This is a genomic window from Nocardia sp. NPDC047038 (assembly GCF_040644075.1).
Classification (GTDB): domain Bacteria; phylum Actinomycetota; class Actinomycetes; order Mycobacteriales; family Mycobacteriaceae; genus Nocardia; species Nocardia sichangensis.
In genome coordinates, this window is record NZ_JBEYVQ010000013.1 from 24,154 (window position 1) to 40,284 (window position 16,131).

General features: G+C 69.2%; 12 protein-coding genes. 5 read left to right on the plus strand and 7 right to left on the minus strand.

The features are described 5' to 3' along the window. The first annotated feature begins 7 nt into the window (after positions 1–7). Positions 8–238, plus strand: a complete 231-nt coding sequence (locus ABZ824_RS30515; RefSeq protein ID WP_356967216.1) for a hypothetical protein — start codon at positions 8–10, stop codon at positions 236–238. Positions 239–275: 37 nt separating this feature from the next. Beyond that, positions 276–644, plus strand: coding sequence for a YbaB/EbfC family nucleoid-associated protein (locus ABZ824_RS30520; RefSeq protein WP_356967218.1), 369 nt, complete (start codon positions 276–278; stop codon positions 642–644). Positions 645–841: 197 nt separating this feature from the next. On the opposite strand, the gene ABZ824_RS30525 is transcribed toward ABZ824_RS30520, so the two are convergent. The 6 genes from ABZ824_RS30525 to ABZ824_RS30550 all read right to left on the minus strand — a co-directional run bounded on the left by ABZ824_RS30525 (position 842) and on the right by ABZ824_RS30550 (position 12,288). Further along, positions 842–4,672 carry a multifunctional oxoglutarate decarboxylase/oxoglutarate dehydrogenase thiamine pyrophosphate-binding subunit/dihydrolipoyllysine-residue succinyltransferase subunit gene (locus ABZ824_RS30525; protein ID WP_356967220.1) on the minus strand — a complete coding sequence of 1,277 codons (3,831 nt, stop codon included), beginning with the start codon at positions 4,670–4,672 and terminating at the stop codon, positions 842–844. A 106-nt stretch (positions 4,673–4,778) separates the two neighbouring features. Next, entirely contained in the window at positions 4,779–8,579 is a 3,801-nt protein-coding gene (locus tag ABZ824_RS30530; RefSeq protein ID WP_356967222.1) for an ABC transporter ATP-binding protein, read from the minus strand. 51 nt (positions 8,580–8,630) lie between these two features. Continuing rightward, positions 8,631–9,413, minus strand: coding sequence for an ABC transporter permease (locus ABZ824_RS30535; protein ID WP_356967224.1), 783 nt, complete (start codon positions 9,411–9,413; stop codon positions 8,631–8,633). Beyond that, the gene (locus ABZ824_RS30540; RefSeq protein ID WP_356967225.1) at positions 9,410–10,396 is read right to left on the minus strand and encodes an ATP-binding cassette domain-containing protein; all 987 of its coding nucleotides are present in this window, start codon (positions 10,394–10,396) and stop codon (positions 9,410–9,412) included. Before ABZ824_RS30540 ends, ABZ824_RS30535 begins: the two co-directional genes overlap by 4 nt. Continuing rightward, positions 10,393–11,124 carry a hypothetical protein gene (locus ABZ824_RS30545; protein WP_355077290.1) on the minus strand — a complete coding sequence of 244 codons (732 nt, stop codon included), beginning with the start codon at positions 11,122–11,124 and terminating at the stop codon, positions 10,393–10,395. The genes ABZ824_RS30540 and ABZ824_RS30545 overlap by 4 nt, the downstream gene beginning before the upstream one ends. A 138-nt stretch (positions 11,125–11,262) precedes the next feature. Then, the gene (locus ABZ824_RS30550; RefSeq protein ID WP_355077288.1) at positions 11,263–12,288 is read right to left on the minus strand and encodes a glutathione S-transferase C-terminal domain-containing protein; all 1,026 of its coding nucleotides are present in this window, start codon (positions 12,286–12,288) and stop codon (positions 11,263–11,265) included. Between the two features lie 38 nt (positions 12,289–12,326). Between ABZ824_RS30550 and ABZ824_RS30555 the strand changes: the two genes are divergently transcribed. Both ABZ824_RS30555 and ABZ824_RS30560 read left to right on the plus strand, forming a co-directional pair. Beyond that, positions 12,327–13,121: an enoyl-CoA hydratase/isomerase family protein gene (locus tag ABZ824_RS30555; RefSeq protein WP_355077286.1), complete on the plus strand. Its 795-nt coding sequence runs from the start codon at positions 12,327–12,329 to the stop codon at positions 13,119–13,121. A 92-nt stretch (positions 13,122–13,213) separates the two neighbouring features. Beyond that, complete coding sequence (locus ABZ824_RS30560; RefSeq protein WP_356967227.1) at positions 13,214–14,449, plus strand: long-chain fatty acid--CoA ligase; 1,236 nt, start codon at positions 13,214–13,216, stop codon at positions 14,447–14,449. A 7-nt stretch (positions 14,450–14,456) separates the two neighbouring features. On the opposite strand, the gene ABZ824_RS30565 is transcribed toward ABZ824_RS30560, so the two are convergent. Next, the gene (locus tag ABZ824_RS30565) at positions 14,457–15,203 is read right to left on the minus strand and encodes a tyrosine-protein phosphatase (RefSeq protein WP_355077283.1); all 747 of its coding nucleotides are present in this window, start codon (positions 15,201–15,203) and stop codon (positions 14,457–14,459) included. A gap of 416 nt (positions 15,204–15,619) precedes the next feature. Between ABZ824_RS30565 and ABZ824_RS30570 the strand changes: the two genes are divergently transcribed. After that, positions 15,620–16,102: a TetR family transcriptional regulator gene (locus ABZ824_RS30570; protein WP_356967229.1), complete on the plus strand. Its 483-nt coding sequence runs from the start codon at positions 15,620–15,622 to the stop codon at positions 16,100–16,102. Positions 16,103–16,131: the final 29 nt, after the last annotated feature.

Sequence of the window (16,131 nt, forward strand, 5' to 3'; positions counted from 1 at the left end):
AGCGCAAGTGAATTATCTGGAAGCCTACGATAGGCAGTCCGGGTTCCTGGTCGACGAGTATCCGCTACGCGGTATCGATCTTGCGGAACTGAAGCGGTTTCTGAATATTGATGAAGGAATCGAGATATATGGCTGCGATGTTTCCCGTGAACAGGTAGGCGAGCTCGCTCGATACATTAGTGAACCGTTCACGATAGACGACGCGTGTGACTACCAGGTCGGCTTTTACCGCGAGTAGCCCAGCGTACCGAACGATCCGACCTTCAGGAGGCGTCGTGGACTATTTGGACCAATGGAACGAAGAGCAGCGTCGAGCCGTAGCGGAATGGCGGCGCAAGAATAACGATTTAGGGCGGGCTCTCGCTCGGGTGGCGGTCCGGGCTGGCTCCCGTAATGGTGAGCTGGGCGTCACTGTAGACGCGCGCGGCAAGGTGACTGATCTGCGGCTTACGCCGCAGGCTCTCCGGCTCGGTGAAGTCCAGCTTGCGCGAGTGCTGCTCGAGACCATCCAGCGCGCCCAATCGGATGCGCAGCAACAGGTGGAGGCCATGTCACGCCCATACACCGAGGATCCCGATGCCGCCGCCGCAATGAAGTTCCTCCATGAGATTCTGGGCGAACATGCGCCTAGACGCCGACCATGAGGCGCCCGCGATATTTCGTCCGGCAGCAAGCCAGAGACCTCGACGGTCGAGAATGCTCCGACATGTTGACTCGAGTAGGAAGACTAGCTCCTTCGCCAGGGTGGCGACGCTGGCGTTCTGAATCTCCATGCTCCGGAAAAACTGAATCGGGCCGATCGCTCTGTGTCAGAGAGATCGGCCCGATTCAGGTTAGGTGACTAGGCAGTCGGCTCGAACGCCTCCGCGATGATCTCCGCCTGCTCCACCGCGTGCACCTTGCTCGACCCCGAGGACGGGGCCGACATCGCGCGGCGGGAGATGCGGCGCAGTCGGGTGTTGGCGAAGCGGGGTGGGAGGGTTTCGGGGAGGTTGAGGCCGAAGAAGGGCCAGGCGCCCTGGTTGGCCGGTTCTTCCTGGACCCAGGCCAGGTCGGTGGCGTTGGGGTAGCCCTCGAGGGCCTCGTTGAGGCGGCGGACGGGCAGCGGGTAGAGCTGCTCGATCCGGACGATGGCGACGTCTTCGCGCTTCTGCTTGGCCTTTTCGGCGGCGAGTTCGTAGTAGAGCTTGCCGCTGGTCATCAGGACGCGCTTGACCTTGCTGCGGTCGCCGATGCCCTGCTCGTAGCCCGGTTCGTCGAAGACCGAGCGGAACTTGCTCTCGGTGAAGTCCTTGAGGTCGGAGACCACGGCCTTGTTGCGCAGCATCGACTTCGGGGTGAAGACGATCAGCGGGCGGCGGATGCCGTCGAGTGCGTGGCGGCGCAGCAGGTGGAAGTAGTTGGCCGGGGTGGACGGCACCGCGACGGTCATCGAGCCTTCCGCGCACAGTTGCAGGAAGCGTTCGATGCGACCGGAGGTGTGGTCCGGGCCCTGGCCCTCGTGGCCGTGCGGCAGCAGCAGCACGACGTCGGAGAGCTGGCCCCACTTGGCCTCACCGGAGGAGATGAACTCGTCGATGATCGACTGCGCGCCGTTGACGAAGTCACCGAACTGCGCCTCCCACAACACCAGCGCGTTGGGGTTGCCCAGCGAGTAGCCGTATTCGAAACCGACGGCGGCGTATTCGCTCAGCGCCGAGTCGTGCACGGCGAACCAGCCCGGGTTCTCGCTGCCGATGTTGTGCAGCGGGGTGTACTCCTCGGCGGTCTTGCGGTCGATGATCACCGCGTGGCGCTGGGTGAACGTGCCGCGGCGGGAGTCCTGGCCGGTCAGGCGCACCGCGCGGCCCTCGTCGATCAGCGTGCCGAAGGCGAGCAGCTCGGCGAAGGCCCAGTCGACCTTGCCCTCGTAGGCCATCTCGCGGCGCTTCTCCAGCACCGGCTTGACGCGCGGGTGCACGTTGAAGCCGTCGGGCACGTTGAGGAACGCGTCGCCGATGCGCTGCAGGATCGACTTGTCCACGGCCGTCACGACGGACGCGGGCACCGGCTGGTCGCCCTCGACCGACTCGCTCGGCTCCGGCGAATACTTCTCCAGCTCGCGGACCTCGTTGAACACCCGCTCCAGCTGGCCCTGGTAGTCGCGCAGGGCGTCCTCGGCCTCTTTCAGCGAGATGTCGCCGCGGCCGATCAGGCTCTCCGTGTACGCCTTGCGGACCGAGCGCTTGGTGTCGATGACGTCGTACATGTACGGCTGGGTCATCGACGGGTCGTCGCCCTCGTTGTGGCCGCGACGGCGGTAGCAGATCATGTCGATGACAACGTCCTTGCGGAACTTCTGCCGGAAGTCGACCGCAAGGCGGGCCACCCAGTCGCACGCCTCCGGGTCGTCGCCGTTGACGTGGAAGATCGGCGCGCCGATGAACTTCGCGATGTCGGTGGAGTACTCGGTGGAGCGGCTGTTCTCCGGAGCGGTGGTGAAGCCGATCTGGTTGTTCACCACGATGTGGATGGTGCCGCCGACCCGGTAGCCGCGCAGACCCGACAGGTTCAGCGTCTCGGCGACCACGCCCTGACCGGCGAACGCGGCGTCACCGTGCAGCATCAGCGGCACGACCGAGAAGCCCTCCGGGCCGTCGCCCTTGTCCAGCAGGTCCTGCTTGGCGCGCGCCAGGCCCTCGAGGACCGGGTCGACCGCCTCCAGGTGCGAGGGGTTCGCGGTGAGCGAGACCTCGATCTCGTTGTCGCCGAACATCTGCAGGTAGGTGCCCTGCGCGCCGAGGTGGTACTTCACGTCGCCGGAGCCGTGGGTGGCGGCCGGGTTCATGTTGCCCTCGAACTCGGTGAAGATCTTCGAGTAGGGCTTGCCCACGATGTTGGCCAGCACGTTGAGCCTGCCGCGGTGCGGCATGCCGATGATGACCTCGTCGAGGCTGTGCTCGGCGCACTGGTCGATCACCGCGTCCATCATCGGGATGACGGCCTCGGCGCCCTCCAGCGAGAAGCGCTTCTGCCCGACGTACTTGGTCTGCAGGAAGGTCTCGAACGCCTCGGCCGCGTTCAGCCGGTTCAGGATGTACTTCTGCTGCGCGACCGTCGGTTTCGCGTGCTTCTGCTCGACCCGATCCTGGATCCACTGCAACTGCTCGGGCTCGAGGATGTGGGTGTACTCCACGCCGACGTGGCGGACGTAGGCGTCGCGCAGGACGGACAGCACGTCGCGCAGCTTCATCTGGTCCTGGCCGTGGAAGCCCGCCACGTTGAACGTGCGGTCCAGGTCCCACAGGGTCAGGCCGTGCTGGGTGACGTCGAGGTCCGGGTGGCTGCGGAACTTGTCCTTCACCAGCCGCAGGGGATCGGTGTCGGCCATCAGGTGGCCGCGGTTGCGGTATGCGGCGATCATCTCCAGCACGCGGGCGCTCTTGTCGACAGCGCGCTCGCGGATGTCCTTGCGCCAGCGGATCGGCTCGTACGGCACGCCGAGACCGTGGAAGATCTCGTCGTAGAACTCGTCGGCGATCAGCAGTTGGTGGATGGTGCGCAGGAAATCACCGGACTCCGCGCCCTGGATGATGCGGTGGTCGTAGGTGGAGGTGAGCGTCATCAGCTTGCCGACGCCCAGATCGGCGATGCGCTCGTCGCTCATGCCCTGGAACTCGGCGGGGTACTCCATCGCGCCCGCGCCGATGATCGCGCCCTGGCCGTTCATCAGGCGGGGCACCGAGTGCACGGTGCCGATGGTGCCCGGGTTGGTCAGCGAGATGGTGACGCCGGAGAAATCCTCCGCGGTGAGCTTGCCGTCGCGGGCGCGGCGGACGATGTCCTCGTAGGCGGTGTGGAACTGCCCGAAGGTCATCGCCTCGCAGCCCTTGATGGCCGCGACGACCAGCGATCGGCTGCCGTCCTTGCCGGGCAGGTCGATGGCGAGGCCGAGGTTGGTGTGCGCGGGGGTGACCGCGTTCGGCTTGCCATCGATCTCGGCGTAGTGCCGGTTCATGTTCGGGAACGCTTTGACCGCCTGCACGATGGCGTAGCCGAGCAGGTGGGTGAAGGAGATCTTGCCGCCCCTGGTGCGGGCGAGGTGGTTGTTGATGACCAAGCGGTTGTCGATCATCAACTTGGCCGGGATGGCGCGCACGCTCGTCGCGGTGGGGATGCTCAGCGAGGCGGACATGTTCTTCGCCACCGCGGCGGCGGCGCCGCGCAGCACCTTGGACTCGTCGGCGGCGGTGTCGGCCTGCTTCGGACCGGAGGTCGGCGCGGCGTTCGAAGTCGGCGCCGGGGTGGTCTGCGGTGTGCGTGTTGTCACAGCGGCGGGCTTGGCAGCGGCCGGTGCGGGCTTGGCGGCAGCCGGTGCGGGCTTGGCGGCGGCCGGGGCGGGTGCTTTCGGGGCCGCGGGGGCGGCGGCAGGCTTGGCGTCGTTGCGCGTGGCGGCGGCGGGCTTGGTGGCCGCCGGAGCCGGTGCGGGAGCGGCAGCTTGCGCGGTCGCGGGGGCGGGCTGGCTGTTGCCGGTGTCGCCGCTCGCGTCAGGCGTGTAGTCGGCCAGGAACTCGTGCCAGCTCTCGTCGACCGATGATGGATCTTGTTTGAACTTCTGATACATCTCGTCGACTAGCCACTGGTTCTGTCCGAACTGGGATGTTGAGCTGCTCACAGCAGGTGTTCGCCTCATTTCGTTCTTCGCGCTGCGACGTTTGTGACGTGCCCGGCACGGGGATCAGCGGATTGCGCGCCGATGCGCCCTATCTGAGGATAGGCCCAGCAGCAAATCGACCGATTCACTGACCACCCGACACCCCCGACCCTATTGGTGATGACCCGGCGTCACCCGAGAATATTCCCTCCGACGCCTGTGCCGCTGCCCAGAGCCGGGCATATGGCCCACCTGCGGCGAGCAGCTCCGTATGCTCGCCGAATTCCACGATCCGCCCGTGGTCGACGACCGCGATCCGGTCGGCGCGCGCGGCGGTGCCGAGCCGATGCGCGACGATCACCGTGGTGCGGTCCCGGCTCAGCGATCTGCTCGCTGCCAGCACCGATGCCTCGGCGTCCGGGTCGAGCGTCGCGGTGGCCTCGTCGAGCAGCAGCAAGTCCGGAGCGACCAGCTCGGCACGGGCCAGCGCGATCAGCTGCCGCTGCCCGGCCGACAGGCCCCGGCCGCGCTCGCCGACGGGTTGTTTCATGCCGAGCGGGAGGCCGGCGATCATCTCCGTCGCGCCCACCGCCGCAGCCGCCGCGGCGATCTCGTCGGGGGTCGCGAATGGTTTCCCGAATGCAATGTTGCTCGCCACGTCGCCGGTGAACAGGTGAGCTTCTTGGGGGACGATGCCCAGCCGCGAGCGGTAGTCGGCGAGGCGATAGTCGCGCACGTCGACGCCGTCCACCCTGATCGCGCCGGGAGCGTGTCCTTCGGCTGCTGCGGCGGGCACTCGCGTGCGCTCGCCGGAATCCGGGCGCAGGTCGTACAGCCGCGCGAGCAACTTGACGACGGTCGACTTGCCCGCGCCGGTCGGGCCGACGAGAGCAAGGCTGGAACCCGCCGGAATGCGCAGCGACACACCGTCCAGCGCGGGAACACGACTTCCCGGGTAGTGGAAACGGACGTCGTCGAACGCCACGTCACCCCGCAGCGCGGGTCCGATGGTCACCGGGTCGGCCGGGTCGGCGGCGATCGAGGAGGGGGTGCGCAGCAGGTCACCGATCCGGCGCAGCCCGACCCTGGCCTGCTGGTAATTGTCGAACACCTGGGACAGCTGCAGGATCGGCACGAACAGCAGCTCCAGATACAGCACGAACGCGACCAGCGTGCCGGCGCTGGTCGCACCGGTGGCGACCTCGCGCGCACCGAAGAACACCACCGCAGCCAGCGCCACGTCCGCCCATCCGACGACGAACGCGAAGTACAGCGCGATCGCCCGCTGCGCTCGCAACCGGCTGTTGCGGTAGCGCTGCGAGTACTCGGCGAAGCGGCGGGCGGCGCGCGGCTCGTGCCGGTTCGCCTGCACCGCGCGCAAGCCCGTGACGTTCTCCTGGAAGTCGGCGTTGACCGCCGACACGTGCTCGCGCGACACGGTGTAGGCGGCGGAGGACACCCGCCGGAACAGCACCGTAGCTATCGCGAGGGCGGGCACCGTCGCCAGCACGACCAGAGCCAGCGATACGTCGATGACCAGCAGCGCGACCGTGATGCCGACCAGCGTCAGCAGCCCGACCAGACTGGTGGCCACGCCGGTCTGCAGGAAGGTCGACAGCGCGTCGACGTCGGTGGTCATCCGCGTCATGATCCGCCCGGACAGTTCGCGCTCGTAGTAGTCCAGGCCGAGTCGTTGCAGGTGTGCGAAGCTGCGCACCCGCAGGGCGAACAGCACGCGTTCCCCGGTGCGCGCGGTGAGCAGCGTGGTGGCCGCGCCGACCGCCAACCCCGCCGCGGCCAGTGCCGCGCCGAGCAGTGTCGCTCGGACGAGTGCTCCGGCGTCGTCGCCGAGCACGCCGCCGTCGATCGCGTAGCGCACCAGCGGCGGGAACGCGATGGCGATCGCCGCGTCCACGGCCAGCAGCGCCATCACGGTCAGCACCAGCCCGCGGACGGGACGCAGCAGGCGGGTGAGCCGGAAACCTGGATCCGGCTCGCGAATGCGTTCGCTGTCTGTGTCCGGCTGCTCGGTGGCAGGCGGCAGCCGCTCGATGGTTCGGCGCAGCTCGGGCGTCTCGCTGATATCGGCCGCCGCCGCACCGAAGCGACGGCCGGCGGATCCGTCGCCGACTCGCCTGCCCGTGGCCGAACTCCCGTCCGGCTCGGGAGCGGGGTGCCCGGCGGGCGCGGGCAGCCGGATCACGCGATCGGCGTGGGCGAGCGTCGACTCCCGGTGCGCGAGGATGAGCGTGGTCCGTCCGCCCTGGTCGGGCAGCGCGTCGAAGATCGCCGCCTCGGTCACCGCGTCCACCGCGGAAGTGGCGTCGTCGAGCACCAGGATGCGCGGACGGGCCAGCAGCGTCCTGGCCAGCGCGATCCGCTGACGCTGGCCGCCGGAGAGGGTGAGGCCGCGCTCGCCGACCACCGTGTCGTAGCCGTCGGGTAGCTCGGCGATGAATTCGTCCGCAGCGGCCTGGACGGCCGCCTGCCTGATCTCCTCGTCGGTGGCGTCCAGTCGCCCGAGCGCGATATTGGCCGCGATGGTGTCGGAGAACAGGAACGGATCGTCGAAGACGACGCCGATGGCGGCGCGCAGGTCGGCGGCGCGCACGTCGGCGATGTCGACGGCCTCGCCGATTCGGGTCCCGGCGCGCGAAGTCGGGGCTTTGATCGCGTCGACCGCGCCCGCGTGCGGCGCGGTGGGGTCGGTGAACAGCCGGATACGGCCCGCGTCCGGCGCGTAGAAGCGCGGAAGCAGCAGAGCGAGTGTCGACTTGCCCGAGCCCGCCGGACCGATGACCGCCACCGTCTCGCCGGGCCGCACGCGCAGATCCAGTTCGCGCAGCACCGGCCGCTCGGGATCGAAGCCGAAACTCAGCGCATCGAGCTCGATGCCGAGCGGGCCGTCCGGCAGCTCGACCGGGCGTTCGGGATCGGCGATGACCGGGGCGGTGTCGATCACTTGGAAGACCCGCTCGGCCGCCGCCCTGGTGAGCTGCGCCATGACGATCACCGAGGAGAGAATGCGCGCGGTGCCGGTCATGACGGCGACGTAGGCGGCGAACGCGACGAAGGTGCCGATGCCGATGCTGCCGTGCAGCGCGAGCAGTCCGCCGAGCGCGATGACCGCGACCATCCCGAGCTGCGGGATCGCCGCGACGGTCGGCGCGAAGCGCGCGTCGATCCGTGCGGCGCGCATCCGCTCCGCGAACAGCTTGCGACCGTGCCGCTCCAGCAGGTCGACCATCCGCGCTTCCTGGCCGAAGCCTTTGACCACCCGTACCCCGGTGACCGTCTCCTCGACGTGCTGGGCCAGATCGGCGGCACGCTGCTGCGCGGACCAGGTCGCCGCGTGCAGGCGCGGCCGCATGCGGTAGACCACCAGGCCGACCGCGGGCACCACGAGCAACGCGACGGCGGCCAGCGGCGGGGAGAGCCAGAGCATGACCGCGGCGGCGAGCCCGAATTCCAGCAGCGCCATGCCCGACAGCGGCACCATGGCCAGCAGTCCTTGGACGAGCTGCAGATCGGTGATCGATCGCGACACCACTTGGCCGGTGCGCAGGGTGTCCTGACCGACGCCGTCGAGCCGCTGCAGTGCGCCGAGCAGCTGCACCCGCAGGGTGTGCTGCACGTCCAGCGACAGCCGCCCGGCCAGCCAGCGCCGTCCGAATCCGGCCCCGGACCGGCTCACGGCCACTACCAGGATCAGCCCGGCGACCACGCTGATCGCCGCCGTGTCACCGATCCCGGCCGCGTCGACGGCCCGCTTGGTCAGCAGCGGCCCCGCTGTCTCGACGATCGCCCCGCCGAGCACCGCGGCGGCGAGGCCGCCCAGCACCGCGCGGTGCGGTAGGCATTCGGCCCACAGCCTCCGTATCCAGCCCGGACTGCATCCCCCGTCCACGTCGTTCGCCCGTCCCCTTCGTCGTACCGTGTTCGTCATCGACGGTACCGACACCGGCCGACAAGTCGTTGTTCCCGGCGGGTCCTCGGATCACAGATCGCGGGTGCGCAGATTCCACCAGCTCGCGGCGCCCAGGCCGATGGTCCACAGCAGCAGGACCACCACGGCGGCCGGAGTAGGGGCGAGGAAGTCGCTGTCGGGATAGGAACCGACCGCCACGGTGCCGACGGTGGCGGAGACGGGCAGCAGGGTGACCACGCCCGGAATACCGAGACCGCGCGCGATCAGCCAGATCAAAGGCTCGGCGACGACACTCCAACCGAGCAGCAGCGCCGCCGCCTTGGTCGAGGACCGCAACAGGATGCCCGCGCTCGCGCCGATCAACGACCAGCAGACCGCGGCGAGCAGCCCGCCGCCGAGCACCGCGAAGAACTCCCCGGTGACCGGGACCTTGCCGCGCCCCACGCCGAACAGCGCGCCGGCCGACACCAGTTCCACCGCCAGCGCCGCGGCCAGCGCGCAGCCTCCGATGACCAGGAACTTCGCGGCGGCGAGCCGGTCGCGGTCAGGGCTGAACAGCGTGGTCACGGCCATGCTGCGGTACTGGTACTCCGCGCCGGTCGCCAGCGCGCCGAAGACCGCCGCCGCCAGCACGACGAAGGCGAGGCCGAAGTAGAGCCCGATCGTCGCGGCGCCGGTGGCGGGCTGGCCGCGCGGATCCGGCGGCCCGGCCAGGCTCGCCGACGCGACGCTCGCCAGCAGCGCCACGACGATCGGCGCTGCGGCGAGCGTCCGGCCGCGCGGCATGGTGACGACCTTGCGCACCTCGGAGTTGACGTTCGGCACCAGGTCCGTGGGCAGGATGGCGATCATCGTGGGATCCCGTAGGGCGTCGGCGAGGGTGGCTGGGCGGGCGCGGAGAGGCCCGGGTAGTGCGGCGCGGGCGTGGCGGTGGGTCTGGTCAGCGACGCGAGCACGCGGTCGGGGTGGATCGGGTCGGGCACGATGCTATCGATCCGCACCTGCGCCGCGGTGGCCGCCGTCCTGATCTGCGCTTCGCTCGCCTCGGCGACGGCGAGGCGGCCGTCCGGCCGGATCACCGCGTCCGTGAATCCTTGTGCCGCCAGCGTGGTGGCCAGCGCGATGGGGGTGGACGCGGCGACGACCAGCCGGTCCGGATGCCCGCGCCGCAAGCGCGCCGGAGTGCCCTGGTACACCACCGTGCCCTCGCTCAGCACGACCAGTTGGTCCGCGGCGGGCAGCACCGCGCCGAGACTCTCGCTGGTCAGCAGGACACTGCCGCCGCGCCGGGCGTGCTTGCGCAGGAAGTCGTGCAGCCAGCCGCGTTCGGCGGGGTCGAGTCCGTCCATCGGCTCGTCCAGCACCAGCAGCGGGGGGTCACCGAGCAGCGCGGTGCCGAGGGCCAGCCTGGTCTGCTGCCCGATCGACAGGGCGCCGATCTTCGTCCTGGCGTGTTCGTCCAGTCCGACCAGCTCGAGCACTTCGGTCACCCGGCTGTCGACGACGTTCGCCGCGGCCGCGTAGACCCACAGGTGTTCGCGCGCGGTGCGGGCCGGATCCAGTCCGCGCGGCGCGAGGACGCCGCCGATCACGTTCGCGGAGCCCGCGGTGTTTCCCCGGGAACCGGGCCCGCCGACGGACGCCGTTCCCGAGGTGGGAGCGAGCAGGCCGAGCAGCACCCGCAAGATAGTGGTCTTGCCCGCGCCGCGCGGGCCCACCAGTGCGGCGATGGTGCCGGAGGGCACGGTGAAGCTGACGTCCGTCACGGCGGTCGCCAGCTCGTACTGCTTGGTCAGTCCCCGGACCGCGAACGCGATCGGCCGCGTCCCGCTCATCGCGGAGTGGCCGGAGGTCGCGGCTTCGCCGGGTCGATCGCGGTGAGCGGATCGGCCTCGATGACCAAATGGCGGTCGACCGGCCAGGTGGTGGGCGGCGGCCCGAATGCCTTGCGCGCGTTGGTGATGGTGGCCTTGCCGAGGGCGCGGTTGCCCGCGCCGCCGATCACCGCGCCGATGCCTGCGGGCAGTACCTTGCCCGCCATCAGCGCCGCGCGCTTGGTGATGAACCGGATGATGAACCGCTTCAGCAGCGAATCGTTCATGCTCGACAATCCGGGGATGCGGTTGGCGAAGGCCGAGCCCCAGTTCTTCGCGGAGGTGCCGACGCTCTTCTGCACGATCTGCATGCCGCTCTCGCCCAGCACGACCGCCAGCACGAGCGCCCTGCGTTGCTCCTGGTCTTCCGGCGTGATGCCGTGCACCGAGGCCACCGCGAGGGTGAACACCGCCGACGCCTCCATGAAGAAGGTGGTCTCCGCGCTTACCGCGGCGATGGCCGCGACGGTGCCGACGCCGGGGAAGGCTGCGGTCGCGCCGACCGCGCTGCCGCTGCCGGTCACCGCGAGCAGGTACTGCTTCTCCAGTCGGTCGACGATCTGTGCTGGGCTCTCACCAGGGTGAGAGCGGCGAATGCGGTCCACGTACTTGGCGACCGCGGGGGCCTGCAGGCGGGACCCGGTGTCGAGCAGTTCGACCACCGTCTTCTCGAACGCGCCTTTGAGCATCGGCGGCATCCTCCTCTTCCGGTCTGCTGGGTAGAACTGTATGGCACCGGTTGCCGTCAGCTCGTCATGACAACGAAGTACCCAGCCGCATCGGTTCCACCGGCGGCTGCCTCGCTTTCGACCCGGGCGGGTGCGTCTTTACGCGGAAGTGTGGATCGCGGGCACGCGTTCGCCCGATGCCGGAGGGGGAGGTGGGGTTCCGTCGCCGAACGGCCTGCCGCCGAGAGCCTCTCGGCCGTGCGGGGTCAGCCAGTTCGCCAGGTCGGGGCCCTTGGGGATGATCCCGGTCGGGTTGATGTCCCGGTGCACCACGTAGTAATGCCGCTTGATCTGCCCGAAGTCGATCGTGTCGCCGAAGCCCGGGGTCTGGAACAGGTCGCGCGTGTACGCCCACAGCACCGGCATCTCGGCGAGCTTGGTCCGGTTGCACTTGAAGTGCCCGTGGTAGACCGCGTCGAAGCGGGCCAGCGTGGTGAACAGCCGGACGTCGGCCTCGGTGATCGTGTCGCCGACCAGATACCGTTGTGCGGCAAGGCGTTCGGAGAGCCAGTCCAGCCGCGCGAAGAGCCGGTCGTAGGCGGCGTCGTAGGCGTCCTGCGTACCGGCGAACCCGCAGCGGTAGACGCCGTTGTTGACGTCGCGGAAAACGGCGAGGTTCACCTCGTCGATCTCCGCGCGCAGCGGCTCCGGGTACAGCTGCGGCGCGCCGGGCCGGTGGTGCGCGGTCCACTCGGTGGAGAAATCGAGGGTGATCTGCGCGTAGTCGTTGGTGACCACCTGGCCGGTCGGCACATCCACGATGGCGGGCACCGTGATGCCACGCGGGTAGTCCGGGAACCTGGCCAGGTAGGCGTCGCGCAGCCGCGGGATGCCGAGCACCGGATCGACACCACCGGGATCCAGATCGAAGGTCCAGCTCAGCTTGTCGTGCGTGGGTCCGCACAAGCCGAGCGAGAGCACCGGCTCCAGTCCGAGCAGGCGGCGCACGATCAGCGTTCGATTGGCCCACGGGCAGGCTCGCGCCGCGACGAGCCGGTAGCGCCCCGGCTCGACCGGGTAACCGTCGCGGCCGTCGGCCGTGATCCGGGTGGTGATGTAGTTCGTGTCGCGTTTGAACTCGCCGGGCTCGACGTAGGAACCGGTTTTGCTGGCCGACTTGGTCACATCGACAGTCTTCCAGATCGACCTCGTACGCTGACCGGATGAGTGAAACGAAGGCCACCCGTCTGGAACGAGACGTCACCGACGGCGGAGCGGAGGTGGCGACCCTCACGCTCGCCCATCCGCCGCTCAACCTCTTCGACCGGTCGATGCTGGACGCGCTGGTCGAGGACATCGCCGAGCTGTCGGCGCGGCCGCCGCGCGCGGTGCTGCTGCGCGCCGAGGGCAAGGTGGTCTCCGGCGGCGTCGACGTGCACGTCTTCGACGGCCTGACGCCCGAGCAGGGCGCCGAGTTGTGGCGCACCCTGTTCGCGCAGATCATCCATCCGCTGGAGGCGCTGCCGTGCCCGGTGGTGTTCGCCGCGCACGGGTTGACCCTGACCGCCGCCTTCGAGATCGCCCTCGCCTGCGACATCCTGCTCGCGGCGCCGAAGGCGAAGTTCGGGCTGGTGGAGATCGTGGTCGGGCTGACCCCCTCGATGGGCGGCCCGCAGCGTCTCGCCGAGCGCGCGGGCTCGGGGCGGGCCCGCGAGTTCGTGATGACCGGCGATCTCTACGACGCGGCGACCATGGCCGAGTGGGGCGTGGTCAACGCCGTGCACGAAGATCTCGACACCGCGGCGCGAGCGCTGACCCACCGGCTGGCCGATGGCCCGACGAAGGCCAACGCGGCGACCAAGAAGATCATCGAGGCCTGGCGTTCCGGCGGTGTGGCACATGCGGATTCGGTGACGCCGGAGGTGTCCGGCGAGCTGTTCGGCACCGAGGATCTGCAGGGCGGCGTGCGCAGTTTCCTCGAGCAGGGTCCGGGGAAGGCGCGCTACGCGGGCCGGTGACAGCTAGGACACGTTCATCGCCTATTCCAGCGAAGTTGTGACATGCGTCATATAGTCGCAGTGCCTGATAACTCGAGGCACGCGGAGGACGAATGTCGCAGTTGCTCGTCGAATATCCCCTCACCGGCCCGCACGTCTGGGACAACCCGCTAGCTCGGGGCGCCGACGGGGTGCTGCGCTACGGAAACCTCACACCCGCGCTCACCGAACTACTCGATCTTCAGGTGCACGCGTTCGGGAGCCGCGAAGCCGTGGTGGAGGTCGGCGGCCCGCGCCTGACCTACAGGGAGCTGTGGCACTCCGCTTCCCGCATCGCGGGCGGCTTGCAGGAGCACGGCATCGGATACGGGGACCGAGTCGCCGTCCACCTGCCCACCGGCGCTCGATGGGTGCAGGCATTCCTCGGCGCACTGCTCAGCGGAGCGGTACCGGTACTGGTGCACGACGGGCTCCCGGAGTCGGTGGCCGAGCGCGTGATCGCCGACAGCCGTGCCGATTTCGTGCTCGGCGGCAAGGGCGCCGAGACCGAGCTGCCCGACGGCGCCGCCTTTATCGATGACGGCGCGGCACTGGGCGACCTGGCGCTGCTGTGCTACACGAGCGGAACGTGCACGCCCAAGGGCGTGGAACTGACCAACGAGAACCTGCTGTCGGCCGTGCGTTCGGTGGTCGCGGCGCTGGACCTGCCGACCGACGGCCTGCGCAACCTGGTGCTGTTGCCGTTGGCGCACGCGGGCGGCTGTGTCGATCAGCTGTTGCCGACCTTCGCCGTCGGCGGCACCGTGGTACTCACCCGGGACACCCGAGGCATGGCCGAAGCCGTCACCGCCGAGCGCGTCGACATGGTCTCCGCGACGCCGCGGATCTTCGCGGGCCTGCTGCCCCGGCTCGCGGAACTGCGCTCCGACGGATTGCGCACCGAGGGCATCGCGCGGATCAGTAAAGCCGGTCATCGCGCCGCGTCTCCGGCCGCCCTCGCGGCCGAACTGCGCGGCGTGTTCCCCGCCGCCAGGCAGTGGTCGGTGTGGGGCGCGACCGAGACCAGCGGCATCGGCCTCGCGGTGGACGACGCCGAGCGAGCGGACTCGTCCGAAGCCGCCGCGGTACTCGGTTTCCCGTTCGGCGGAACGGAATTGGCGCTGTGGGGCCCGCGGGCGACGGCGGGGCACGGCGAACTGCTGTGCCGCGGGCCGAATGTCACCCCGCGCTACTGGGACGACCCGACCACGACCGCGGCGCGGTTCACCGGGACCTGGTTCCACACCGGCGACCAGGTGACGATCGACGAAGACGGCTTGGTGCGCAGGGAACCGGTGCCCGTCGAGTGACCCTGTCTCACTCCAGCATTCGCTCGCGCAGCCGCCCGAGCAGGTCGGGCGTCAGTCCGATCGTCGCGAGATAGCCGTCCAGGCCGCCGTGCAACTCGCGCATCGAGGCGGTGGCGATGTCCAGGTATTCCTCCCGCACGCCGAGCAGGTCGATGGAGAGTTCCTCACCGCCGAGCAGCTTCGCCGTCATGAGCGCGCGCAGCGCCGGGACCGCGCCGTTGCTGAGCAGATAGTCGGCCTGCACGTCGGTCTCTGTGACGCCGACCGCGCGCAGCAGCGTGGCGACGGCCCACCCGGTGCGATCCTTGCCCGCCGCGCAGTGCACCAGCACGGCGCCGTCGCCGCGCAGGACGGACTCGGCGAGGGACGCGATGGCGGCATGCGCCTCAGGCAGTGCCGGGAACATCCGGTAGACCTCGAGCATGTGCGTGTAGGCGGTCTGCGCGGTCGCCTCGTGTGGCGGCGCCTCGGCCATGCGCGAGTCGAACGGGGTGATGCTCAGCCGGACGTCCGCGGGCAGCCGGTCGGCGCCGATGTGGTCGATCTCGCGCTGTCCGCGCAGGTCGTGGACGGCGCTGACGCCCAGGTCGCGCAGCGCGGCGTGGCCCGCGTCGTCGAGTCCGCTCAGTTGCGCCGAGCGCAGCAGGACGCCGGGACGGACCTTGGCGCCGTCGTCGGTGCGCAGCCCGCCGGTGTCGCGGAAATTGAACGTGCCGGAGAGGAAGTACTGGTCGGCGGGGGGCGAGAGAGTCACCGATCCAGGCTATCCGCAGCGCGGAACGAACAGGTGTCGGTAGCGGATCGAACCTCCCACGATAAGCTGACCGTTTTGAGAGGTTCCACTGTGGGATTCGCCACAGGATTTGGGCTGCTCGGCACCAGGACCGTACCGTTGTCAACGGTCTGCCGAGTGGCCGAGCACCGCCGAGATCCACCGTCATAGCGTGATTTCCGGGTGACACGGCCCGATCGCATACCGATCGCGGTTGGGTAACAAAACATTCTTTCAGTCTGAAATTACCCATCGAACCCGTTCTCAAACCCCGGAAACGCTCTACCATTGGTGAATGTTGGACCGGGCAGCCCAGGTGTTTCCCGATGTTGCCCGCCCTGTTCAGCGAGTCGCGCCGACGCAGGTGCGTGAGTTCTTTCGCCGAGAGGGAGTCGTCGTTGAGCGCACGTGGAGAAGTGATAACAGAAATCCGGCTACGACCCGCCGTCATCGAGGCGGTCGAAGCGGCGGCGGCCACGGTCGACTACAAAGGCCTCCGCGCGCTGCGCGTGCTGCTGCACGCGGGAGTCAGCGCCTACTGGCCGCTGGTCAAGGCCACGCCGGAGAAGCAGATCAGGTCGTATGAGATGACCCTGCAGGCGCTGCGCGCCCGCTGGGCGGTCAAGGCCGACTGCTTCCCCGATCCGATCGCCACGGAGTTCTATCAGGAGAAGGACGCGGAAGTCACCGCGTTCCTGGAGATGTGTGCCGAGTTGTCCGGAACCCAGTGGCTGGAGCCGGTGGAGGCGATCGCCTGCAATGTCGTGTCGATCGTGCAGGGCACGGTGCTGCGCTGGCTGGCCGACTGCAACGACGAGACCATGCTGGTGGTGCTCGACGAGATGGTCAGCGGGCTGGCCGCCAAGGCCGCGGAGCTCTGACAAATACTGGACGTTTGACCAACTTGGTG

Coding starts and splice junctions, on each gene's coding strand:
- ABZ824_RS30525 (WP_356967220.1), bottom strand. CDS start 4,672: ATGAGGCGAACACCTGCTGTGAGCAGCTCAACATCCCAGTTCGGACAG.
- ABZ824_RS30530 (WP_356967222.1), bottom strand. CDS start 8,579: ATGACGAACACGGTACGACGAAGGGGACGGGCGAACGACGTGGACGGG.
- ABZ824_RS30535 (WP_356967224.1), bottom strand. CDS start 9,413: ATGATCGCCATCCTGCCCACGGACCTGGTGCCGAACGTCAACTCCGAG.
- ABZ824_RS30540 (WP_356967225.1), bottom strand. CDS start 10,396: ATGAGCGGGACGCGGCCGATCGCGTTCGCGGTCCGGGGACTGACCAAG.
- ABZ824_RS30545 (WP_355077290.1), bottom strand. CDS start 11,124: ATGCTCAAAGGCGCGTTCGAGAAGACGGTGGTCGAACTGCTCGACACC.
- ABZ824_RS30555 (WP_355077286.1), top strand. CDS start 12,327: ATGAGTGAAACGAAGGCCACCCGTCTGGAACGAGACGTCACCGACGGC.
- ABZ824_RS30560 (WP_356967227.1), top strand. CDS start 13,214: ATGTCGCAGTTGCTCGTCGAATATCCCCTCACCGGCCCGCACGTCTGG.